This window comes from Williamsia limnetica, assembly GCF_003217475.1.
Classification (GTDB): Bacteria; Actinomycetota; Actinomycetes; order Mycobacteriales; family Mycobacteriaceae; genus Williamsia; species Williamsia limnetica.
Genome location: NZ_QJSP01000021.1, coordinates 1 through 23148, shown reverse-complemented (window position 1 = coordinate 23148; position 23148 = coordinate 1). Strand labels below are relative to the sequence as shown.

The following is a 23148-nucleotide window of genomic DNA, read 5'->3' as shown; positions in this document are numbered from 1 at the left end:
CCCTGTCCGCGGGGCCGGAATCCGGGAGCCATCGCGCGAGCCCCGGCGATAAACACCGGTTTGCCCGCGCACGCATTCCGCAAATATGTATCGTGGGTCACATTCGTCGTGGCGACGTGGCGGGCCGGGGAGATCAACACAGGAGTTGCGGGACGTGCGGTGGGGTCGAGTGCAGTTGCTGACCGGGTGTGCGGTCATCGGTATCGGTTTGATGGCCGCCGTCACCTCGAGTGCACACAGCGGACCCGAACCCAGGCTCACCGCCACGGGTATCGCGCAGCCCGCGACCCCCGCCGCCGAGATCCTCCCGATCGCGGCCCGTCCACAACTCGACTTCCTACCGCCCGCCGCTGCTCCCATCGACGACCGTCCACAGGTCGTCGATCCGCTGTCGGTACCGCGGATCCGTGCCGACGCGCTGCCCTCGGGTCCGCTGGGGATACCAGGGATCGTGTTGCAGGCGTACAAGATGGCCGAACAGCGCGTCGCGGCGGAGTCGCCTCAGTGCAAACTCCCCTGGTTCCTGCTCGCCGGGATCGGCCGGATCGAGTCCGGCCACGCCGGCGGTGGCAACGTCGACAGTTCCGGCACCACCCTGACCCCGATCGCGGGCCCGCTGCTCAACGGCCATCTGTCCGGGAATGCCGTGATCACTGACACCGACGGCGGCCGCATCGACGGGGACCCCGGCCACGATCGTGCGATGGGTCCGATGCAGTTCATACCTTCTACCTGGGCGTCATGGGGCAGCGACGCCAACGGCGACGGTAAGTCAGACCCCAACAACATTTTTGATGCCACCTACTCTGCCGGACGATACCTGTGCTCGGGGGTCACCGACATCATGGGGGAAAAGACCAAGGTCAGCGCGGTGCTCCGCTACAACAACTCGATGGAGTACGTGTCGAACGTGCTGTCGTGGGCGGCGGGGTACGCGACCGGTGCGGCGCCGACGGACACCGGACCGTTGCCCGCCCCGACCTCGTCGAGTTCGTCGAGCAGCAGTTCATCCTCGCCGTCTCCGGCGAACCCCAGTTCACCGTCGGCGCCTCCGTCCACCACGACGACCACCGAGGCCTGCGTCATCATCTGTTTGCCTCCCGAGGTTCAATCACTGCTGCCACCTCCGCCGCCCGCCCCTGCGCCGGCTCGCTGACCCCCCACCCCTTGCGCGTACCGAAGGGTGGCTGGTGCGGCCACGGGCGTAAACTCGCGCGTGATGACACAAGCAACGTTGCCAACGGAATCCGCCATTCGCGCGGCACTGGCCAAGGTGGAAGACCCCGAGATCGGGAAACCGATCACCGATCTCGGGATGGTCAAGTCGATCGCTGTCGCCGACGATGCCAGCGTCGCCATCGAGATCTATCTGACGACGTCGGGATGTCCGCTGAAGACAGAGATCACCCAGCGTGTCACCACGGCCGCCGCCGACGTGGCCGGGGTCGGCCGGGTGTCGGTGGAGCTCGACGTGATGGACGACGAGCAACGCACCGAATTACGCAAGAGCCTGCGCGGTGACCGGGCGGAACCGGTCATCCCGTTCGCCCAGCCCGGTTCCCTCACGCGCGTCTACGCGGTGGCCTCCGGCAAGGGCGGTGTCGGGAAATCCAGCGTCACCGTGAATCTCGCCGCCGCACTCGCCGACAGGGGACTGAAGGTCGGCGTACTCGACGCCGACATCTACGGCCACTCGGTGCCGCGGATGCTCGGGAACGACGCCAAACCCACGCAGGTCGAGAAAATGATCCTGCCCCCGATGAGCCACGGCGTGAAGTTCATCTCGATCGCACAGTTCACCAGCGGCAACACCCCGGTCGTCTGGCGCGGCCCCATGCTGCATCGGGCGCTACAGCAATTCCTCGCCGACGTCTTCTGGGGTGACCTCGACATCCTCCTGCTCGATCTTCCTCCGGGCACAGGCGATGTGGCGATCTCGGTGGCCCAGTTGATCCCCGGCGCCGAGATCCTGGTGGTAACGACGCCACAGCAGGCTGCGGCCGAGGTTGCCGAACGCGCGGGCGCGATCGCGCTACAGACCCGTCAGAAGATCATGGGTGTGGTCGAGAACATGTCCTGGATGGAACTGCCCGACGGTAGCCGGATCGAGCCGTTCGGGTCAGGCGGTGGCGCCCGGGTGTCAGAGCGCCTGACCGTCGCGGTGGGCGCAGAGGTCCCGTTGCTCGGTCAGATCCCGCTCGACACTGCGCTGAGGGAGGGTGGAGACGAGGGGATGCCTCTGGTGCTCTCGGCCCCCGATTCGGCTGCCGGCGCTGCCCTGCGACAGGTCGCGGACCGGCTTGCCGTCCGCAAACGTGGCCTGGCCGGCATGAACCTGGGCATCGACACCACCCGGAGTGCAGGCGCGAAGAGCTGATCTTTCCCGGATGCGCGCTCAGCGGCGCAGCAACGTCTCGATTCCGTCGATGATGCGCGCCAGTCCGAACTCGAATGACCGGGCGGGATCTCCCATCGAGTTGTAGGCCTCTCCGGCAGCCTGCCCCACCCGGGACGAGATCGGGTAGTCACTGTCGCCCATCAACCGCCCCAGGACCGGCGCGTTGATCTCCCACCATTGCTGATCTGTCATGCCGGATTCCGTTCTGGCACCCGCCGCCTCGATCGACGCCCGTGCCGAACTCTCCGCGAAGCCGGTGAGAACGGCGATGGTGTGATCCATCTCGAGGTCACCCAGACCGACTCCCTCGATCGCCGCCAATTGCCATTCGTAACGGGCGGATCCGTTGGGCCCGATCCACGGTCTGGCCTTGTGGACGTGCAACAACCAGGGATGCCGATGAAGCTCGTCCCAGAGCTGCTGGGCTATCTCCGTCATCCGTTCCCGCAGGGTGCCCGCATGTGCAGGCAAGTCGGCCTCACCCATGACCTCATCGACCATCAGGCCGATCAGCTCCTCCTTGCCCGGCACGTAGGTGTACATCGACATCACACCGAGCCCCAGCTTGTCGGCGACCTTCCGCATCGACAGTGCCGACAGGCCGTCGGCGTCCGCCAGTGCGATCGCCGCCGCGATCACCTCGTCGACCGATACCCGTTGCCGCGGTCCGCGAGAACCCTGGGGAGCGCCGGCGCTTCGTCGCCAGAGCAGTGCGAGCGTCCGATCGACGGCGGGGTGGGCGGAGTCGGGCTCTGTGGGCGGGCGGACGTCATCCATCTGCACAGAATACGTCGTGTGGTGTACGGTGAACCTCCCGAAGTCCGTACACCATACGAAGTAAGGACCAGCATGACCGCTGCACCTGCGATTTACGCACGTGGACTACGCAAACGATACGGAGATGTCCCGGCCCTCGACGGATTCGATCTCGAGGTCCCCGCCGGAACCATTCACGGCCTCCTCGGACCCAACGGTGCGGGCAAGAGCACGGCCGTGCGGGCGCTCGCCACCCTGATCGATCTCGACGCCGGCGAAGCGATGGTGGCCGGTCACGATGTCGGCACACAGTCGCGTGCGGTGCGCCAACGGATAGGTCTCATCGGCCAGTCCCCGGCCGTGGACGAAATGTTGGGGGGCCGGCAGAACCTGGTGATGTTCGGACGCTTGTTCGGCCTTTCCGCCTCTGACGCGCGCCGACGAGCGGACGAACTGCTCGAGGTCTTCGAACTCACCGACGCCGCCGCCAGAGCGGTCGCCGACTATTCGGGCGGAATGCGCCGTCGACTCGACATCGCGGTGGGTCTCATCCTCACCCCGGCGGTGCTCTTTCTCGACGAACCGACGACCGGCCTGGACCCGCGCGCCCGTAACGAGGTGTGGGAGACGGTGCGAGAAATCGCGACAGCGGGCACCACGGTTCTTCTGACCACGCAGTATCTCGACGAGGCCGATCAGCTGGCCGCCAACATCTCCGTGATGAACCACGGACAGATCATCGCTGAGGGGTCCCCCGACCTGCTCAAAAGTCATATCGGGGGCGACCGCATCACCGTCACCCTGGCCCAACGCACCCCACTCGACCATGCCATCGACGTCATGCGCCGGGCCCTCGCCGCCGACCCGACAGACGTGGACGCCGAGAGCAGATCTCTCACGTTCGAAATCGACACCACCGCAGGCGGACTCGCGTCTCTCGTGCGTGCGCTCGATACGGCCGCGATCACACCCGAAGACCTCGTGTTGCGTCGTCCGACACTGGACGAGGTCTTCCTTCACCTCACCGACGCAGGGAGTGCACGATGAACGATGTATCGATGATCGACGTGCGGACTAGAACGGGCACCGTACGCGCAGGCTGGATCATTGCCTCACGCGATCTCGCGCACTGGCGGCGCGATCCGTGGACGCCGATATTCGGGCTGGCGTTCTCCATCATGTTGCTACTCGTGTTCGGGTTCCTCTTCGGCGGCGCCATCAGCATCCCCGGCGTCGACGACTCGGACCGTGCGGACTACATCGACTTCCTCGTACCCGGAATGCTTGCTCTGAGCATGATGTTCGGCGTGGAGACGACCACCGCGGCGATGGCCGCCGATGCCAAGAAGGGCATCACCGACCGCTTCCGATCCATGCCGATCGGCAATGTCGCGGTCGCGCTCGGCCGGGTCGGCGCCGACATGGTCAATTCCGTCGTCGAGCTGACGGTTCTGATCATCGGTGGACTGCTGATCGGCTGGACCATCGGCTCGGATCCCGCTTCTGCTGCGTTGGCGGTCGTCCTACTGCTGGCGCTCAGGTTCTCGTTGCTGTGGGTCGGGATCTTTCTCGGTCTGACATTCCCGAGCGAATCGGCGACCTCGGCAGTTCAGGTCCTGGTCTGGCCCATCGGATTTCTCTCGACCGCAATCGTCGGGGCGGAGACCATGCCGGGGTGGCTCGGCGCCATCGCAGCCTGGAATCCGATATCGGCCACGGCAACCGCCGCCCGCGAGCTCTTCGCCAACCCCACCGGCGTGACCGGCGGACCGCTGGACGAATGGACCATCGCCCTCGCGATCATCTGGCCCGCGGCGATCAGTGTGGTTTTCATCGCGTTGTCCGCCAGAGCGTATCGACGCCTACGCCGTTGACGATTCCCGGTTGACGGTTCCCGGTTGACGATGACACGGTTGGCGCCCGAGGCTCAGGTGGCGTCCCAGCGGTCGACCGAACCCGCCGCAGGGGCAGCGGTCTCGGTCGACCCGCTCGTCGTGTCCGGGTCAGTGGCCTTGCTCAGATTCGGCGTCGACTGCGGCCCGGTCGTCTTGCCCGGTGCGGTGTTCGCTGCGATTCCGGCGGCCTCGTCCGTACCTGTGCCCTTGCCGAGCGACACCACTGTGGAGTTCTCATCGGTGGTCGGCAGGGGCTGCGATACCGGCTTGATCTTCGACTCACCGTCGAACTTGCCGGTGAAGATCGAATCGTCGCCGTCGAGCAGATGTTTGGTGATCACCGAACGGGGGCTCATGCCACGCAGTTCGTTCAGTTCGGCAAGAGGTTTACGGAGGTCCTCGAAGTCGGCTCCGAGGTCGTCCTTGAGTGCGCTGGTGGCACCCGTCGCGTAATCGCGGACCTGCCTGATCGACTTCATCGTCCACGAGATCGCGCTGGGGAGGCGCTCGGGACCGAGGATGACGAGGCCAGCGATCATCAAGACCGCAATCTCACCCCAACCGACGCTGCTGAACACCGCTCCAGGTTACTGTGCCCCGGCGAACTGTCGAATCGAACCGGTGTCAGTCGGCGGCGGGGGTGATGGTCGCGTCGAAGGTGCGCCCGTCCCGCCAGTACTCGAACGGCACCTGCGCACCTATCTCGGACGTACGAACGGCCACGGTCAGCTCGTCGGCGTCCTCGATGACCCGATCACCGAACTTGGTGATCACATCCCCTTCACGGATGCCCGCGCGGGCAGCCGGCGATCCCTCGACCACGTTGCGCACCTGTGCGCCCAGCACCCGGTCGTTCCGCACCGAACTCGCGTTCACGCCGATCTGCGCGTGTACCACCCGGCCGTCCTTGATCAGCGCCTGCGCTATCGGCAGGAACTCATTGACGGGGATGGCGAAACCGAGGCCGATGGAACCGCCGCCCGGCGCCAGCCCAGCGGTGTTGATGCCGATGACCCTCCCCTGATCGTCCACCAACGGACCCCCGGAGTTGCCGGGGTTGATCGCGGCGTCGGTTTGGATGGCATCGATCACCGCGTCGGTGTCGGATGTCTCGTCGGGTCGCAGCGGAACCGCACGGCCCTCTGCGCTGACGATTCCGCTGGTGACCGTCTGGTCGAGACCGAGTGGGGCGCCGAACGCGACGACCTCTTCACCGATCTGGATCTTGCTGGAGTCACCGAGCTTGGCGACTGTCAGGTTGTCGATGCCGTCGACCTTGAGGACCGCGAGATCGGTGCGGATGTCGCGGCCGACGATTCGGGCAGGAACGCGGGTGCGATCGGAGAAGACGACCTCGAGTTTCGCGCTGCGATCGTTGGCCGCCATCGAGATGACGTGGTTGTTGGTGACGATGTAGCCCTCTTTGTCGATCACCACACCTGAACCGGTGCCGCCTCCGTCCGCGAGGCGCACGTCGATCATCACCACAGACTTCTCGACCGCCTGGGCGACTCTGGCCACCTGGCTGCGGGGTTCGGCTTCGTTGTCGTCGTCACTGCCGGAGAGGGAGACCGTGTCCGAGTGCAGGGGCGAGGAGACCTCTGCGGTCAGACGACCGATCAACCCTCCCGCTAGGCCGATGACCAGGGCGATGACGGCGAGTACCGTCAATGCCTTCGCGCTGACCTTGCGGTCGAAGAGCACCTCGGTGACGCCGAGTTTCGGCCCGGGGGTCGTCGGCGGAGGCGGTATGGGAGTGTCGACCGCCGGCGCGCTCAGCGCCGCAGCGGCATCAGGGTCCCGCCACGGGTCCGCGGGCTCCGGGATCGATTCTTCGACACCGAACCGGGAGTCCGGGTCACGCTGGAGGGTGTCTGCGCCCTCCGGTCGGGAGAACGCCTCTTGCAAGACCGGGTCGGGGTCGGCAATGACTGGCTGCACGGGACGCGCGCGGGCCACGTCCGGCGGGGCGAATGCGCCATCGACGCCGTCCGGCCTGCCGAACACCGCTGTGGTCTGCTCCGGAACGGCAGGGTGCGCGTTGGGGCGTGGCCCCAACCGGGGCGCCTGGTCGAGAGCACCTGGTGCGGAATCGCCGGTGGAGCGCCGCGGAGATGGCTGCGAACCGTTGTTGTCGGCGCCTGTCACTGGCCCGCCCGAATCACCGGTCTCATCAAGAACTCGAACCCCTCGCTTGCAGCTGGTCGCCTGGACATCACCGGGTACACCGGGTGATCTTCACCGAGGCTACCTGGCACCGGTCCTAGCGATTGCGCCGCCGCTGACCGCGGTGAACAGGGAAACCCGGAGCGTCCAGCGGCGATTCGTCACCGCGACGCGGATCATCGTGGGAGCCGCCGTCGGTCGTCCGGATGTCGATCTCACGGGTCGGTATCTGGTTCAGCTCGCCGAGCAATCTGGCGGGCATGGTCACCTCACCCGACCGACGCAGCGCGGCGCGGGCAGCGCTCTGCGCTTCCACTTCGGCGCGGCACTGCGGGCACACTTGCAGGTGACCGGACGCACGCAGGTGAGCATTCATCCGTAGTTCACCGTCGACGTATGCGGCGACCGCCTCGGTCGCAAGATGCTCGGTCGACAGGAACTTCCGGCCACCGGCACTGCCGGGTGCGCGGTAGTTCTTGTTCTGGGACACCATCGACGATGCCGGTAGCCATCCCAGCACCCGTCGGCGGTTCCGCAGGCCCTTGGCATCATCGTGCTCAGGTTTTTCGGTGCGTGGATCTTCGGGAGTGCGCTCATCCATGGTCTTCACCCCTTCGCCTCGGTGTCGCACCTGCGACGTCAGATCCCGACTGTACGGAATACCGGCGCGGACCGCCGGTCGTCGTCGTCATCCAAATCTAACAACGCCTCCGCCCGCCGACGAGTTCCGCGGGTCGTCTGACCCGCCGACGCGACCGGTCAGAAGTCCTGTGCGAGGACCGAGCGACCTGAGTGGTGCCCACTCGACGCGAGATGATCACGGATGGCCTGCCGACCGCGATGGATCCGGCTGCGTACGGTGCCGAGCTTGACCCCGAGGGTGGTGGCGATCTCTTCGTACGACAGTCCCTCGATGTCGCACAGCACGACCGCCGCACGGAACTCCGGTGCCAGCGAATCGAGCGCACTCTGCAGGTCCGGGTCGAGGTTGGCGTCATGGAAGATCTGCTCGGGATCGGGTTCGTTGCCGGGGACCCGCTCGTAGTCCTCGGGTAGGGCTTCCATACGAATCTTGTTGCGGCGCCGCACCATGTCCAAGAACAGGTTTGTGGTGATGCGGTGCAACCAGCCCTCGAAGGTGCCCGCCTTGTAGCTCGACAGCGAGCGGAACACCCGAATGAAGGTCTCTTGTGTCAGATCCTCTGCGTCGTGCTGGTTGCCTGACAGCCGGTAGGCCAGCCGGTAGACGCGGTCTGCGTGCTCTCGGACCAGGTCATCCCAGGCCGGCATCAGAGCGGCATCGCCGGTGGCGTCGAACCGTGCGGTTCCACTGTCGGGAATCGGGTCCCCTGTCGTTGCGATCGCGTCCGTCACACCCGCACCCGTCAAACCCTCGGATTCCGCCTCGGCCACCGCAATACCCGCCCTGTTGGTGTCGGTGTTGGCATCGATCACGATCAACTCCACATTTCTTCCAGGACCAACTACTGGCGCCGGTCGTATTGCGCACCCTCAAAGATGGGTTCTGGTTGTACTCATACCCAGTCGGTCCAACATCGAAGCCTGCCTGCTTTGTTCCCCTATGACCTTGTCCGACCGGGGTGTGCACGCACTATGAGAGGGCTGAGTGTTGCCTGAGAGTCACAACCATTTTTTCGCAGTTCACCGCCGCTATTCGAGGCCGAGCGGGGCGATGGTCAGCTCAGCGCGCCTAGACCATCATCGACAGCGACGGCGCTAACCTCGAACCCGTGTCAGATCACAGCGTCCCCGCCAACTCAGAAGCGACTGGATCGGCCGTCATCGATCCGGCGGCGCAGAGCCGCTACGCCGAAGCTGCGATCGTCGAGGACGAGGCCCTGCGGCTGGCCCGCGAGCGGTCGGACGAACTGGGCGCACCGGCCATCACTCCGGCCGTCGGTGCGACGTTGTCTTTCCTGGCCCGTCTGGTGAACGCCAAAGCGGTGGTCGAGGTCGGGACCGGCGCCGGCATCAGCGGTCTGTGGCTGCTCAACGGCATGCGCCCCGAAGGGGTGCTCACCACCATCGATTCCGAGGCCGAACATCACCGGGCCGCAAAGCTCGCGTTCAGCACCGCCGGGATCGGGCCATCGCGAACCCGGCTCATCAACGGCAGGGCAGCCGAGGTCCTCCCCCGGCTGTCCGACGCCGGATACGACCTGGTTTTCATCGACGGCGCGGTGACCGATCAGCCCAGATTCGTCGCCGAAGGGCTGCGACTGCTGCGCCACGGCGGTGTGTTGGTCGTCCACAACGCCTCCGCCGATGGAACCGTCGCCGATCCCGCCAGCTCTGAACCCGCCGCGCTCGCCGCCCGCGAGGCGGCGCTGCTGATCGCCGACGACGACTCCCTCCTGCCGGTGGTCATCCCACTCGGCCGAGGATTGCTCGCAGCCGCAAAAGCCCAGGTGGAACCGGAGCCGACGTAGCTCCCGCGGTCACCGCATCGCGGGCCGGCGGATCAGGTCTCGCTCGGAGCCATCGCGGTCAGCTCAGGATACTTCGGCCGGATCGTGTCGCCGGTCGATACCCCACGCAGGCGCCTCCCCACCCACGGAATGGCGTACTCGACGGTCCACTGGCGGCTGTCACGGCGCCGCTGAGTGGGTGAGACCCGCTGCGCCGGTCCCAATTCCACCGGTATCAGATCGTTGTCGATGCCCAGGGTGCGGAGCACTTCGATCGCCATGGACACATGTCCGGCGGTGGACATGTGCAGCCGGTCGAACTCCCACATCCGGGGTTCGGAGTAGACACGCATACGCCAGAAGTCGACCAGCGTCACCCCGCGTCGTTCGACGACCTCCCGCAGCAGTTCGTTGTAGACCGCAAACCGCCCGCGCAACGCCCCGAAGACCGACTTGCCGCCGGTGTCATAGGCGGTGAAGGTGACCACGGTGGCGCCATTGCTCTGCAACCGGCCGATCGCTTCGTCGTAGCTTTCGATCAGCGCGTCGATGTCGGCGCTCGGACGCAGTAGATCGTTGACGCCTGCGAAGATGGCCACCAGGTCCGGATTCATCGCCAGTGCGGGTTCCAACTGCTCACCGAGCACAGCGGGCAGGACACGGCCCCGGATACCCAGGTTCGCGTACCGGAACTCAGGGTCCGCGCGGGCCATCACCTCGGCCACCCGATCGGCCCAGCCGCGAACGCCGTTGGGGCAGCGCGGCTCGACGTCGCCGACCCCTTCCACGAACGAATCCCCCAGGGCCACAAAGCGTTTGTACTGCGGCGGAACCGTCACCTCAGACATCGGTCGAGAACCTGATCCCGCCGTCGGGCAGCTTCACGCCGGGCCAGACCCGGGCCCCCCGCAGCAGCTCGCACCGGGCACCGATGTCGGCGCCATCACCGATCACGCCGTCGCGGATCAAGGCCCGTGGGCCGATTCGCGCACCGAACCCGACGATCGTCCGTTCGATCACCGCACCCGCCTCGACCACGGCACCGTCGAAGATCACCGCACCGTCGAGGCGGGCCCCCGCGCCGATCTCGGCACCGCGACCCACCACCGTGCCGCCGATCAGCAGGGCACCCGGCCCCACCGAGGCGCCGTCGTGCACCAGGAATTCGCCGCGATGTCCCTGCAGCGCGGGCGAGGGCGCGATACCGCGAACCAGATCGGCGGAACCCCGGACGAAGTCCTCAGGAGTTCCCATGTCGCGCCAGTACCCGGAATCGACATGGCCGTGTACGTGGCGGCCCTCTGCGAGCAGGCCCGGGAAGACCTCACGTTCGACCGATACCGGCCGGCCCTCCGGAATCGACTCGATCACCGAACGGTTGAAGACGTAGCACCCGGCGTTGATCTGGTCGGTCGGCGGATCCTGGGTCTTTTCCAGGAACGCGGTCACCCGTCCGTCGGAGTCGGTGGGTACACAACCGAATGCGCGCGGATCGGTGACCCGCACGAGGTGCAGGGTGACTTCTGCGCCCGAGGTCTGGTGGGTGTCGATGATCGAGCGCACGTCCGTCCCACACAGGACGTCGCCGTTGAAGACCAGGACGGTCTCGGCCGTGAGCTCCGGCAGCACGTTGCGGATTCCGCCGCCGGTACCGAGCGGCTCCGATTCGTGCACATAGGTGATCGACAGTCCCATCTTGGAACCATCGCCGAAATGCTGTTCGAAGACGTGGGACTGGAACGAGGTCCCCAGCACGATGCGGGTGATACCGGCCGCGCTGATCCGGGAGAGCAGGTGGGTCAGGAACGGCAATCCTGCTGTCGGCAACATCGGTTTCGGCGCCGACAGTGTCAGAGGCCGAAGGCGAGTCCCCTTCCCGCCCACGAGGATCACCGCCTGAACATCGTCCACGGAGGTCTCAGTCGAGGTCATGGTCGCACCTTTCACTTCAGCCGCCCGGGAGCATCAGCACGCCCGAGAGAATTGTCGCGCCGTTCAGCACGTTTGGCGGAGCGGACCACCACCGAGGACCGTGCCGCCAGCCCCGCCCGTAATGCCAGGCGTAGCGGCGCCTGCCACCAATGGGGGTGGCGATCGGCCTGGAACCGATACGCGCTGCGGTGATGGGCAGGCAACATCGCGCCCGGATCACGGCCCGCCGCATGACCTTTCGCATGGAGAATCTGCGCATCGGGGACGTAGACGTTCAACCACCCGGCCTTGCCCAGCCGGTCACCGAGATCCACATCCTCCATGTACATGAAATATCGCGAGTCGAAGCCGTCGATCGAGTCGAACGCGCCACGGCGCAACAGCAGGCACGAACCCGACAACCAGCCGACCGGACGCTCGGACAGATCCTCGTCCTGCTGCCGGTACGCCGCCGTCCACGGATTCTTCTTCCACACCGTGCCCAGCACCGCATGGCCCGTGCCCGATACCAGGTCGGGGACACGGCGGGCCGACGGATACACCGTGCCGTCGGGCTCATGGATGAGTGGACCCAACGATCCTGCCCGCGGCCAGCGCCGGGCCGCCGCGAAGAGCTGATCGATCGAGCCGGGTCCCCACTCCACATCGGGATTGGCGACCACCACGAACTCCGCCGTCGCATCGACCTCGGCGACCGCTCTGTTGATCGCGCCGCCGTACCCGATGTTGCCGCCGGTGCGCAGCAGCGAGACGTTGTCGTACTTCTCGGCCGCCGCCTCGGGCGCCCCGTCGACTGACCCGTTGTCGGCCAGGATCACCGTGACCCTCGCCGAGGTCGCGTGTTCGAGCGTCTGGATGAACCGCGTCAGGTACTCACCCGGGGAGTACGTCACCGTCACGACCGCCACGTGCTCGGGGATCGAACTTTCCGGAGTGGGCTCAGCAGTCACCGGCTCAGCGTAACCGGCCACCCGGGGCCGCTCGGACAGGAGAGCATCCGTGGCCGCGCCCGGTGCCCGGACCGACGAATCACCCACCGTGGTGCACCGCTGCGGTCAAGGCCGTCCGCCAGTCCCGCAGCGGCGTGAGCCCGGCCTCCTGCCAAGCCCGCCCCGAAAGAACCGAGTACGCCGGGCGCGGTGCCGGTCGAGGGAATTGCGCCGTCGTCGTCGGCAGCACCCGCGACGGGTCCGCGCCGACTTCCGCGAACACCGCCTGGGCGAGGTCGAACCAGCTGCAATTGCCTGCGTTGGTGGCGTGCAGGATCTGCCCAGAGGCCACTGGAGCCGGGCCACTGACCTCATCGGCCAGTTCGAGCAGACCGTCGGCGAGATCACCCGAGTAGGTGGGCGATCCCACCTGGTCGGTGACGACCGACACCGTGTCGCGCTCGCGTTCGAGTCGGCGCATGGTGCTCACGAAATCGGCCGAATCCGCCGCGCCGGTGTACACCCACGCCGTCCGGACGATGGTTGCAGCCGGATCCCCGGCGCGGACGGCCTGTTCACCTGCGAGTTTCGTCGCACCGTAGACCGAGCCCGGTCCGATCGGATCGCCCGGCTCCAAAGGACGCGACGAAGAACCGGTGAACACGTAGTCGGTGGAGATGTGGATCAGGTGAGCCCCGGTCCGTGCAGTCTGTTCAGCGAGGTAACCCGGGCCATCGGCATTCACGGCATGGGCCGTGCTCCGGTCCGACTCTGCGTCGTCGACCGCCGTGTACGCCGCGCAGTTGATCACCACATCACCAGGTCCGAGCTTTCCCACCGCCTGATACACGGACACCGGATCGGTGATGTCGAGCTGTGCGGAGGTCAGACCCCGCACCCGCGGACCCCCACGAGCGCGCAATTGCCGGCCCAGCTGCCCGGCAACACCCGTCACGACAATCGACCCCGACCCCATCAAGCTCCGTCTCCTGTCCGATGGGTCGAGCTCCGCTTCGCTCCGGCTCCTGTCCAACGGGTCGAGCTCCGCTTCGCTCCGTCTCCTGTCCAACGGGTCGAGCTCCGCTTCGCTCCGTCTCCTGTCCAACGGGTCGAGCTCCGCTTCGCTCCGTCTCCTTTCCGACGGGTCGAGCTCCGCTTCGCTCCGTCTCCTGTCTCGCTCTGCATGTGCACAATCATGTCCGGTTTCGCTCCGTCTTCGCCATTCGAGCGCGTGCGGCGCCGCTCGGCGATGTGAGGGACACGGCGCATCCGGCTGCGTCGAGTGGCGAAGTTTCGCAAGTAGCATTGCGGTCAGTTCGACGTCGGGCGCGCCTACCAGGGCTTCAGCCCACGACGAGCGAGTACAGGCAGGCCGACCGCACAGACAGGAGCGCACCCCGGTGGATCGTCCATCTTCGGATCGACCGCCGGGCGAGCGACGTACGGGTCCGTCAGGGCAGCGGCGCGCAGTCGGCGGTCGCCATCAGCGATCCGGCGAAGAGCAAGCGCCGCGTCCCCCGGCAGCTCGCCGACGCGAACGAGAGCAGCCGACCGAGCCGCCCCGCCGAACGACGTCCTCGAGACCTCGCAGGCCCATCCCGGCCGACGGCCCGGACGCCGAGCGCCCATTGCGCGCGGCGTCCGAGCGCGCGGGTCGACGTGAGCGACCCCCTCGCCCGCAGGACGCGCAAGCCCCGCGAAGGCGCGGAGAGCCCGGGGATCGAACTCGGTCTGGCCGCAAGGCACCGCCACCTCCTCCGACCCAGCCCCCTACCGGCGAATCCCCCTCTGGCGGCCGGTCAGGGCGCTCGCTGACCCGGGCCGCCGTTGCACTGGTGTCGGTCGCCGTACTGGTTGCGACCGGCTTCGCCTGGAATCAGATGACCCGGCTGGAGAACAGCATCACCAAGCTCGATGGGCTCTCCCTTGGTTCAGGTAAGGACGGCGCCGTCGACATCCTCATGGTGGGCACCGATTCGCGCACCGATGCCCAGGGCAATCCCCTGTCCGAAAAAGAACTTGCGCAGCTGCATTCGGGAGACGACGTCGGCACCAACACCGACACCATCCTGTTGATCCGCATTCCGAACGACGGGTCGTCGGCCACCGCGATCTCCATTCCCCGCGATTCCTATGTCGACGTCCCCGGCATCGGGAAGACGAAGATCAACTCGGCGTACGGATCGTCGAAAGAAGAACGCCGCGAACAACTCGTGAACGACGGCATGGATCTCGAGCAGGCAGACAAAGAATCGGTGCAGGCGGGACGCGACGCACTGATCACCACGGTCGCGAACCTGACCGGCGTCGAAGTGGACCACTACGCGGAGGTCGGGCTGCTCGGATTCGTGCTGCTGACCAACGCAGTGGGCGGTGTCGAAGTGTGTCTGAAAGAGCCCGTCTCCGAGCCCTATTCGGGCGCCGACTTCCCGGCGGGTCGGCAGATGCTCGACGGTGCCGAAGCACTGAGCTTTGTGCGTCAGCGCCACGATCTCCCCCGCGGCGACCTGGACCGGATCGTCAGACAACAGGTGTTCATGGCCTCACTCGCCCAGAAGGTGCTCTCGGCGGGAACTCTCTCGAGCCCTGGCAAGCTCGGGGATCTCGAGAACGCGGTGTCGCGGTCGGTGGTGATCGATCAGAGCTGGGACATCCTCAACTTCGTCGAGCAACTCAAGGACCTCTCCGGCGGCCGGGTCCAATTCGCCACGATTCCCGTTGTGACCGAACAGGGGTGGAGTGACGACGGAACGCAGAGCGTGGTCGAGATCGACCCTGCTGCGGTCAAGGCGTTCACCGCAGGTCTCCTCGGCGAGAAGGACGCCTCGGGTCAGACGAAGTTCCGCGCGGGCGACTACACCGTCGACGTGATCAATACCGGCACCGTCGACGGACTGGCCACCAACGTGTCCAAGATCGTCGCCACCAAGGGATATCTGACCGGAAAGACCGGCAACGAGACCAACTCCACCACGGACAGTCAGGTGCAGACCGCGAGCACCGACAACCCCGGAGCCAAGGCGGTCGCCGAGCAACTCGGCGGTCTGCCCATCACAGAGGACAAGACGTTGGAGCCCAACACCATCAGAGTGGTACTCACCGACAGTTATCAGGGCCCGGGTTCGATCGATGACGAAGGCCCGCAGGACAGTCAGGACGCGCCGACCTCGGACCCCGCGGCCCCGCCCGCCAAAACCATCACTGCCGGTGGAACCGGACCGGAGTGTGTCAATTGACCACGGTGACCGATGCCGCGCTCCACCCCGCGCTGAGCACCGACGGATCCCAACCGCTGCTGACCTACTACGACGACGCCACCGGTGAACGCACCGAGCTCTCCGGGATCACCACGGCCAACTGGGCCGCGAAAACAGCGAACATGATCCGCGACGAGTTCGGTCTGATGGCCGGCGACGTGGTGTCCGTCGACTTGCCGACTCACTGGCAGAGTGCCGCGGTCCTACTCGGCGCATGGTGGGCGGGCGTCCACGTCCGGCTCGGATACTCCGACGATGCGGCGCTGGCGTTCTGTTCGATGGCAACCCTGGAGAGGGTCGACGCTGCGCCGGAGATCGCCGTCGTATCCCTCGACCCGTTCGGTATGCCCATGCGCGACCTCCCGATCGGCCTCACCGATTACGCAGCTTCGGTGCGCGTCCACGGCGACCAGTTCCGACCGGCCGGTCCGGGCGGGCCGGCACTCGACGATCGATCGGTCGACGAGGTCGTCGCCGAGGCAAGGGCTTTCGCAGCCGGGGCCGGGATCGTCGCCGGGTCGCGGATCATGACCACACGCTCGTGGGACGATCCGGGCAATCTCATCGCCAACCTGCTCGCCACGCTCGTCAGCGGCGGCTCGCTGGTGCAGGTCGCCAACCCGAATCTCGCCAAACTACCCGCACGCGCCGAGTCGGAGAAGGTCACCGCGACCCTGACCTAGCGCGAGGCACCGGGCGTTCGCGAGTCGTCGTCAGAACAGCGTCGGCTGGACGGGTGGTTGCGCTGTGAGGACCTGGTTCCGCGGGACGTGGACCTCGTCGTAGCCCATCCCACTGAGGCCGTGTTTGTCCAGTAGCGGAGTGATGCGCTCGCGCAGCCACTGGCGGTATTCCGGAGCCGGGTGCGAGCCCCGTCCGTAGATCCGCCGGTAGGTACGCAGCAACGCAGGGTGGTTGTCGCCGAGCCAGGTGAGATACCAGTTGCGGGTCGGTCCCCGCAGGAACAACTCCGACGCCGTGACGGAGGTGGCACCCGCTGCGGCCAGAGCCCCGAACAGTTCATCGAGCTCGGCTCGAGAATCCTTGAGCGCAGGCAGGATCGGCGAAGCCATCACATGGCAATCGAACCCTGCCTCGCGCACCGCAGAGATCAGGTCGAGACGGGCCTTGGCCGTCGGCGCGCCCGGCTCGACCTGGCGACGCAGGTCCTCGTCCAGCAGCGCCAGCGAGATCCCGATGGTCACCGGGACCGATTGTGCCGCCACCGACAGCAGCGGCAGATCACGACGCAGGAGGGTGCCCTTGGTCAGAATCGACATCGGCGTCCCGTGATCGGCCAGCGCACCGATGATGCCCGGCATCAGCCGGTACCGACCCTCGGCGCGATGGTAGGGATCTGTATTGGTGCCCAACGCCACCGTTTCGCGCTTCCAGCTCCTGCGGCCCAGCTCTTTTCGCAGGACTGCCGCGATGTTCACCTTCACCACGATCTGGGTGTCGAAGTCGCGACCCGCGTCGAGGTCGAGGTATTCGTGGCTGCCCCGGGCAAAACAGTAGACGCACTGGTGCAGACAACCCCTGGTCGGATTGATGGTCCATCGCATCGGCACCCGCGAGCCCTCGGGAACCTTGTTCAGTGCACTTTTGCAGAGCACCTCGTGAAAGGTCACCCCCGAGAACTCGGGGGTCTGCACAGACCGGACGAGGCCGGCTCGCTCCAATCCTGGAAGAGCCGGCCTCGCGAAGTCCTCTCCCGAGTCCTTGTCGGACTCGAGCAACTGTGCGTCCCATCGCATATCGCTCAGTCGAACATCAGTTCTATTTCGTGTCAAGTCCGGGGTCCGGCGGGTCCGAGACTCACAGCGCCGCAGCCGGATCTGCCTTCAGGGCCCGGCGAGCCGGAATTGCCGAACTCAGCAATCCGGCCAACCCTCCGACCAGGACGATTCCGGCCAATGCGACGACGGGGAGATCCGGCAGCGACACCCGGTGGGCACCGACGACGGCAGCGGCGCCCGCGATCCCGTATCCCGTCCCCAGCAGCACGCCCACCACGGATCCCACCACCGCGATCAAGGCGGCCTCCGCCAGGAGCATTCCCTGCACGCCGCGCGAACTCAGCCCGATGACCCGCAGCATCGCGTTCTCGCGGGACCGATCGATGACCGACAGCGCCATCGTGTTGCCCACGCCGATCAGCGCGACGATGACCGACACGGCCAGCAGCGCCAGCACGATTCGCAGGAGCAGAATGAGGATCTGATCGAGTTGCTGGGCTATCTCGACACCGCCACCGAAAGTGGCGTCGGGGGCCGAGTTCGCGACGATCTCCCGGATGTCGGTGACCGCCCCCGAACTGTCGGCGCCACCCGCCTGCAGCCGGACGACGATGCCAGTTGCCTGCGGCGCCGCGGACACGAGGCCGCGATCGACAAAGGACCCCGACGCGCCGTCGATGACGGTCACGGTGCGAACCCCTCCCCCGGCGGCGAGCCGGACACGCTCACCCGGTCCGACCCCTGCGAGGATCTGATCTTCTGGTGCCAGGGCGATCTCATCTGCCGCCGGGGCGTGCCCTGATCGCATCACCTGAGACAACCGCCCGGTGTCGAGGGCACCCACATTCATCTGATGCCCGTTCACCGACACCTCCGTACGGGTGACAGGCAGCGACGCCTCGACCCCGGCGGTGCTCGCCACCACGTTGATCAGCGACGGGTCAAGCGGCGCACTCGACGAGACGACCAGGTCGATCGGATGCATCTCGCCGATGAGACCTGAGACACTCGACCGCACGACCTGCGCCCCCACCACCATCATCGTCGTCAAGGTGATGCCGATGATCAGCGCCGACGCCGTTGCCGCCGTGCGTCGCGGATGGCGTGTCGCGTTCGCAGCGGCCAGTTCGGCGACCGGACCGGCCGCCGTCCGCCGCAGCAACCGCGCGGCGCCGACCCCGATGATCCGGACGAGCGGGGGTACCAGCACAACAGCAGCGAGCATGATGCCGAGGAAGCTCGACGCCCCGCCGAGTCCCGCTGCGGGTACGGACTTTGCGCCCACCCCGACGGTCATGATGATCGACCCACCGCCCACGAGCGCCGCGGCAACGAGCAGCCGCAGGATTCCGCGCCGGCCGGGTGACGACGGGACCACCGTCCGAAATGCCGCCAACGGTGATACAGCGGTCGCGAGTCTCGCCGGGACGGTCGCCGCGATCACCGTCATCACCACGCCGAGCACCATCGCGGCCACCGGCGCCGTCAGCGGCACGGTCAGTTCGGTCAGCGGGAAGTTCGCCCCCGTAGAACGCACCAGCGCCGACGCGGCGGCAACGCCGCTGATCCCGAACACGACGCCGACGACCGACGCGAGCACCCCCAGGACGAGCGCCTCGAGTCGTACCCCCGACCGCACCTGCCCGGTATCGGCGCCGATGCACCGTAGTAACGCGAGCTCCTGCGTCCGCGAGGCGATCAGTACGGCGAAGGTGTTGGCGATCACCAGGCACGACACCAACGCGGTGATGGCCGCGAAGACCAACAGCACGGTGGCCAACACATCGGTTTCACCGACGTACCGGCTCATCACCTCGTCGGTGGCCTCACCGCCGGTCATGGCCTTGCCGCCCGGCACCGCGGTGACGAGTCGGGTGATCGCCGACATCACCACGGCCTGATCTGCGCCCGGTGTGAATGACATCCGGATGACGACACTCTCGGCCTGATCGACCGCCCGTCCCGGCGCGAGGGCGGCGACGCCCGCGTTGGTGCCGAACAGTTGCGGCGCGCTCGTGGTCGTCGACGCGCGATCCAGCAGGCCCACCACAGTCATCTCTCTGGCGACCCTGTCGGTGCCGGTGTCGACGTCGGGACGGACGTAGAAATGCTCGCCCACCGCGAAATTGGACCCGGCGAAAGCCACGACCTCGTTGTCTGCCTTCGGCAGATGCCCCACCGACAGGGTCTGCCAGCGCAGCGACTCGTCAGGTGCGATGGCGGTCAGCTGGACCTGGCCGAAGGATCTCGTTCCGCTGGTCACACTCACCCACCGGGTGCTGTCGACGGCGGTCGCATCGACCCCCGGGGTGGCCGCGAGCGCCGCCCCTGTCCGTTCCGCGAACTCACCGGGCACGAAGGCGGCCGCATCGGTGTGCGAGAACTGCCCGGCCACCGATGCGCGCATCGACTCGCTCGAGGTGGCCGACAGGGTGAGGGTGGCAGCGACGAACGCGACCGCGATGGCGACAGCCAGACCTGATGCCACGTATCGCCCCTTGTATGCCCGGAGCTGTGCGAGCACAACGGTTTTCATCGGCCGACCCCCGCCGCACCGGCCACTGATCCGTGGCGGAGCATGGCCGCGGCCACCGAGTCCGTGGTCGGCGTGTCGATTTGGTCGACCAACAGACCATCTGCCATGACCAGCACCTGATCGCAGTAGCCGGCCGCCACCGGGTCGTGGGTCACCATGACGATGGTCTGGCCTGCCCGGCGACTGCTCGCCTGCAGCAGCGAAAGTACCTGCGCTCCCGAGTGACTGTCGAGATTGCCTGTCGGTTCGTCGGCGAGGATCAGCCGCGGCCGAGGCAGCAGCGCACGCGCGATCGCGACGCGCTGCTGCTGACCACCCGACAGCTCAGATGGCTTGTGATCGAGTCGATCAGCGATTCCCAGCACATGTACGAGTTCGTCGAACCATGCCCGGTCCGGGCGCCGGCGATCGAGCGTGAGCGGCAGGAGGATGTTCGCTCGCGCTGACAGTACGGGCAGCAGATTGAACGACTGGAAGACGAATCCCAACTCACGCCGCCTGATCCGGGTCCGCTGCGTGTCGTCACATCGGGACAGATCGGTGTCCCCGATCATCACGGTGCCGGCCGTCGGGGTGTCCAGACCTGCCAGGCAGTGCATGAGTGTCGATTTTCCCGAGCCCGACGGACCCATGATGGCGGTGAACCTTCCCGCCGGGATCGCCAGACTCACGTCGCGCAGGGCGTGAACCTCCGCATCCTTCTCCCCGTACGTCTTCTGCAGGCCGATGGCCCGCGCCGCCACTGTGCCACTGGAAGCGTGGCTCGGCCGCACTCCACCAGCGCCGGCGGCATCAGCAGTGTTCACCTGGGTCCTCGTAGTCGACATCGCTGTCCTCCCTTGTCCGTGCCAATGAATGTCATTGCCGGACAAGCGTATTTTCGGAGGGACCTGGATATCGTCGGAGCAGGGGCCGATCATCGGTTGCCTTCGGAGTACTCCCCTGCGGTGATCGGGGTACGACCGCAGTACTACCCGTGCCGGCCCAGGATGTCGGAGATGGCCACCATGCCGGTCCTGAATGCATACAGCACTACCTGCACTCGGTCGCGCGAGCCGGTTTTGGTCAAGACCCGACCCACATGGGTCTTGACGGTCGCCGGCGACAGGTGGAAGCTCGCAGCGATCTCGCCGTTGGTCATACCGATCGCGATGGCACGCAAGACTTCACTCTCGCGTGGCGTCAGGGGGTCGATGAGGTCAGCCGGTTCCACGGTGAGGGCCTCAGGGCCTGCGCCCACCCCTGCTGCCACGTGGGTGAGCAACCGCCGGGTGGACCGTGGTGCGATCACCGCATCCCCGGCGAAGACCGTGCGAATGGCCGCCAGCAGTTCTTCGGGACGCGCATCCTTGAGCAGGAACCCACTCGCACCGGCCGAGATGGCTGCCAGCAGGTACTCGTCGGTGTCGAAGGTGGTGAGCACCACGATCTTCGGCGCATCTGCCTGGCCCGCCAGTAGTCTGCGCGTGGCTTCGATCCCGTCCAGGCGTGGCATCTGGACATCCATCAGGACCACATCGACCTGCGTGTTCCGGATCTGCTCGAGGGCCTCGCCACCGTCGCCGCCTTCGAGGACCACTTCCATGTCGGGCTGGGAGTTGATCACCATCCCGAAGCCGGCCCGCACGAGCGCTTGATCGTCGACGAGACCGACCCGGATGACTTCGCTCACAATGCTTCTCCTGTCGGCAGGACAGCCTCTACCCGGTAGCCACGGTGGTCGCGTCGCGGTCCCGCAGTCATTGACCCACCGTGCAGTTCTGCCCGCTCACGCATACCCAACAACCCTTTACCGCCTGCGGGTGCGACCCAGTCGGCGTCCACCATCCCGTCAGTGCGTCCGTCGTCGATGATGGTGATGCGCAACTGGTCCGGCTCCCAACGCAATCGGACGTCGGCGTCGGCCCCGAGGCCTGCGTGCTTGAGAACGTTCGTCAGCGATTCCTGGATGATCCGGTATGCGGTGAGGCCACACCCTGCCGAGACCGCTCGCTCCGGACCGGACGTCGAGTAGGTCACCGGTAGGCCACCGGCCCGCACCACGGCCAGCAGGTCCGGCAGATCGGCGATGCCGGGCACCGCACGCACCTCGCGCGGCCCGTCCTCCCTGAGTACGCCGAGCAGGGAACGCATGTCCGCCAATGCTTGTCGCCCGTTCTCGGCGATGGTCTCGAGCGCACGTGCTGCCGCGCCCGGATCCTGCTCCGCGGCATATCGGCCACCGTCGGCCTGCGCGATCACCACCGTCAGGGTGTGGGCGATGATGTCGTGCATCTCGCGGGCGATGCGGGTGCGTTCGCCGATCGCGGCGAGCTCGGACTCCTGCGCGCGTTCGAGTTCGAGCAGTCGGGCCCGTTCGCGCAGCGATGAGACCTCGCGCATACGCGATCGCCGCAGCATACCGGTGGCCCAGATACCGACCGTGAGGGCCGCGAGGAAGGAAGCGCCGATGGCGTTGTACTCGAACGATCGCGACTGCGGAGCCTCCGAGTAGAAGCGACCGGACGATCCGACCCCACCGATTACGCCCAGCACCAGGGCCGCCCGGGTTCCCCAGGTCGAGCCGTAGGCCGCCATCGAGTAGAGCCCGATCACCGCGGTGATGGTCACAGCCGGACTGAGCTGCTCGTCGACGACGATGTGCACAAACGCGGCCGACGCGATCACCGCACCGGCAAGGTCGGGTCTGGTCCGGCGATATGCCAGCGCGACGCAGCAGGTCGTGCCCAGCAGCATTCGCCACCAGACGTTCGGTCCCATCTGCTCCCACAGCTCCGGCAGGACCGTCACCGTGGCGATGGCGAGCGAGAGCAGAGCATCGAGCAGCAGCTGGCGGGGCTCGGCGAATCGGTTCCAGCGCTCGAGGATCCGCTGGGTGTTCATTGCACCCAATCTATCGGCACCCAGCGCAGCCCACATCAGACCTGAGGTGGATTTCCACCTCCGATTTTGGTGGGTTCTGGCGACGCCGACCTGGGCGTATGCTCGCCAGAACCCACCAAGATCGGGTCAGCGCAGGAGTGCGCGGGACATCACGACGCGCTGGATCTGGTTGGTGCCCTCGTAGATCTGGGTGATCTTGGCATCACGCATCATCCGCTCCACCGGGAA

Annotated in this window: 23 protein-coding genes; 7 read left to right on the top strand and 16 right to left on the bottom strand. The window is 66.6% G+C overall.

The window, feature by feature from the left end:
* Positions 1-85: 85 nt before the first annotated feature.
* Complete coding sequence (locus DFR67_RS26000) at positions 86-1156, top strand: lytic transglycosylase domain-containing protein (RefSeq protein WP_110472375.1); 1071 nt, start codon at positions 86-88, stop codon at positions 1154-1156.
* 63 nt (positions 1157-1219) lie between these two features.
* The gene (locus tag DFR67_RS25995) at positions 1220-2377 is read left to right on the top strand and encodes an Mrp/NBP35 family ATP-binding protein (RefSeq protein ID WP_110472374.1); all 1158 of its coding nucleotides are present in this window, start codon (positions 1220-1222) and stop codon (positions 2375-2377) included.
* An 18-nt stretch (positions 2378-2395) separates the two neighbouring features.
* On the opposite strand, the gene DFR67_RS25990 is transcribed toward DFR67_RS25995, so the two are convergent.
* A complete protein-coding gene (locus tag DFR67_RS25990; RefSeq protein ID WP_110472373.1) occupies positions 2396-3175 on the bottom strand; it encodes a TetR/AcrR family transcriptional regulator in 780 nt (259 codons plus the stop codon).
* 72 nt (positions 3176-3247) lie between these two features.
* Between DFR67_RS25990 and DFR67_RS25985 the strand changes: the two genes are divergently transcribed.
* Complete coding sequence (locus tag DFR67_RS25985) at positions 3248-4201, top strand: ATP-binding cassette domain-containing protein (protein WP_110472372.1); 954 nt, start codon at positions 3248-3250, stop codon at positions 4199-4201.
* On the top strand, positions 4198-5028 hold the full coding sequence (locus DFR67_RS25980; protein WP_245938169.1) for an ABC transporter permease: 831 nt from the start codon (positions 4198-4200) through the stop codon (positions 5026-5028). The genes DFR67_RS25985 and DFR67_RS25980 overlap by 4 nt, the downstream gene beginning before the upstream one ends.
* A 53-nt stretch (positions 5029-5081) precedes the next feature.
* Here DFR67_RS25980 and tatB read toward each other — a convergent pair whose 3' ends face one another.
* The 4 genes from tatB to sigE all read right to left on the bottom strand — a co-directional run bounded on the left by tatB (position 5082) and on the right by sigE (position 8604).
* Entirely contained in the window at positions 5082-5627 is a 546-nt protein-coding gene (gene tatB, locus DFR67_RS25975; RefSeq protein ID WP_110472371.1) for a Sec-independent protein translocase protein TatB, read from the bottom strand.
* A gap of 46 nt (positions 5628-5673) precedes the next feature.
* Complete coding sequence (locus tag DFR67_RS25970; RefSeq protein WP_110472370.1) at positions 5674-7197, bottom strand: S1C family serine protease; 1524 nt, start codon at positions 7195-7197, stop codon at positions 5674-5676.
* 115 nt (positions 7198-7312) lie between these two features.
* Positions 7313-7816: a cupin domain-containing protein gene (locus DFR67_RS25965; protein ID WP_110472434.1), complete on the bottom strand. Its 504-nt coding sequence runs from the start codon at positions 7814-7816 to the stop codon at positions 7313-7315.
* Positions 7817-7974: 158 nt separating this feature from the next.
* Positions 7975-8604, bottom strand: a complete 630-nt coding sequence (gene sigE / locus DFR67_RS25960; RefSeq protein ID WP_425451348.1) for an RNA polymerase sigma factor SigE — start codon at positions 8602-8604, stop codon at positions 7975-7977.
* A gap of 362 nt (positions 8605-8966) precedes the next feature.
* Between sigE and DFR67_RS25955 the strand changes: the two genes are divergently transcribed.
* The gene (locus tag DFR67_RS25955; protein ID WP_110472369.1) at positions 8967-9665 is read left to right on the top strand and encodes an O-methyltransferase; all 699 of its coding nucleotides are present in this window, start codon (positions 8967-8969) and stop codon (positions 9663-9665) included.
* Positions 9666-9697: 32 nt separating this feature from the next.
* Here DFR67_RS25955 and DFR67_RS25950 read toward each other — a convergent pair whose 3' ends face one another.
* The 5 genes from DFR67_RS25950 to DFR67_RS31280 form a co-directional block, all read right to left on the bottom strand.
* Positions 9698-10492 (bottom strand): SGNH/GDSL hydrolase family protein, encoded by a 795-nt coding sequence (locus tag DFR67_RS25950; RefSeq protein ID WP_110472368.1) that lies wholly within the window; start codon positions 10490-10492, stop codon positions 9698-9700.
* Positions 10485-11576: a mannose-1-phosphate guanylyltransferase gene (manB, locus tag DFR67_RS25945; RefSeq protein WP_110472432.1), complete on the bottom strand. Its 1092-nt coding sequence runs from the start codon at positions 11574-11576 to the stop codon at positions 10485-10487. The genes DFR67_RS25950 and manB overlap by 8 nt, the downstream gene beginning before the upstream one ends.
* 11 nt (positions 11577-11587) lie before the next feature.
* Positions 11588-12526 carry a glycosyltransferase family 2 protein gene (locus DFR67_RS25940; RefSeq protein WP_425451345.1) on the bottom strand — a complete coding sequence of 313 codons (939 nt, stop codon included), beginning with the start codon at positions 12524-12526 and terminating at the stop codon, positions 11588-11590.
* A gap of 79 nt (positions 12527-12605) precedes the next feature.
* Positions 12606-13481, bottom strand: coding sequence for a dTDP-4-dehydrorhamnose reductase (gene rfbD, locus DFR67_RS25935; RefSeq protein ID WP_110472367.1), 876 nt, complete (start codon positions 13479-13481; stop codon positions 12606-12608).
* Between the two features lie 356 nt (positions 13482-13837).
* The gene (locus tag DFR67_RS31280; protein WP_170135285.1) at positions 13838-14251 is read right to left on the bottom strand and encodes a hypothetical protein; all 414 of its coding nucleotides are present in this window, start codon (positions 14249-14251) and stop codon (positions 13838-13840) included.
* 89 nt (positions 14252-14340) lie between these two features.
* Here DFR67_RS31280 and DFR67_RS31275 point away from each other — a divergent pair, with 89 nt between their 5' ends.
* Complete coding sequence (locus DFR67_RS31275; RefSeq protein ID WP_245938168.1) at positions 14341-15741, top strand: LCP family protein; 1401 nt, start codon at positions 14341-14343, stop codon at positions 15739-15741.
* A complete protein-coding gene (locus DFR67_RS25925) occupies positions 15738-16445 on the top strand; it encodes a TIGR03089 family protein (RefSeq protein WP_110472365.1) in 708 nt (235 codons plus the stop codon). The genes DFR67_RS31275 and DFR67_RS25925 overlap by 4 nt, the downstream gene beginning before the upstream one ends.
* 30 nt (positions 16446-16475) lie before the next feature.
* Here DFR67_RS25925 and DFR67_RS25920 read toward each other — a convergent pair whose 3' ends face one another.
* From DFR67_RS25920 to DFR67_RS25895, 6 genes are all read right to left on the bottom strand, one after another.
* Positions 16476-17519, bottom strand: a complete 1044-nt coding sequence (locus DFR67_RS25920) for an Rv2578c family radical SAM protein (protein WP_110472364.1) — start codon at positions 17517-17519, stop codon at positions 16476-16478.
* 61 nt (positions 17520-17580) lie between these two features.
* Positions 17581-20037, bottom strand: a complete 2457-nt coding sequence (locus DFR67_RS25915; RefSeq protein WP_110472363.1) for an FtsX-like permease family protein — start codon at positions 20035-20037, stop codon at positions 17581-17583.
* Positions 20034-20864, bottom strand: coding sequence for an ABC transporter ATP-binding protein (locus tag DFR67_RS25910; protein ID WP_110472362.1), 831 nt, complete (start codon positions 20862-20864; stop codon positions 20034-20036). The genes DFR67_RS25915 and DFR67_RS25910 overlap by 4 nt, the downstream gene beginning before the upstream one ends.
* A gap of 143 nt (positions 20865-21007) precedes the next feature.
* Positions 21008-21712, bottom strand: a complete 705-nt coding sequence (locus tag DFR67_RS25905) for a response regulator transcription factor (RefSeq protein WP_110472361.1) — start codon at positions 21710-21712, stop codon at positions 21008-21010.
* Entirely contained in the window at positions 21706-22920 is a 1215-nt protein-coding gene (locus tag DFR67_RS25900) for a sensor histidine kinase (RefSeq protein WP_110472430.1), read from the bottom strand. Before DFR67_RS25900 ends, DFR67_RS25905 begins: the two co-directional genes overlap by 7 nt.
* 126 nt (positions 22921-23046) lie before the next feature.
* Positions 23047-23148: acyl-CoA dehydrogenase family protein (locus DFR67_RS25895; protein WP_146240542.1), on the bottom strand; the 102-nt coding region annotated here is incomplete at its 5' end.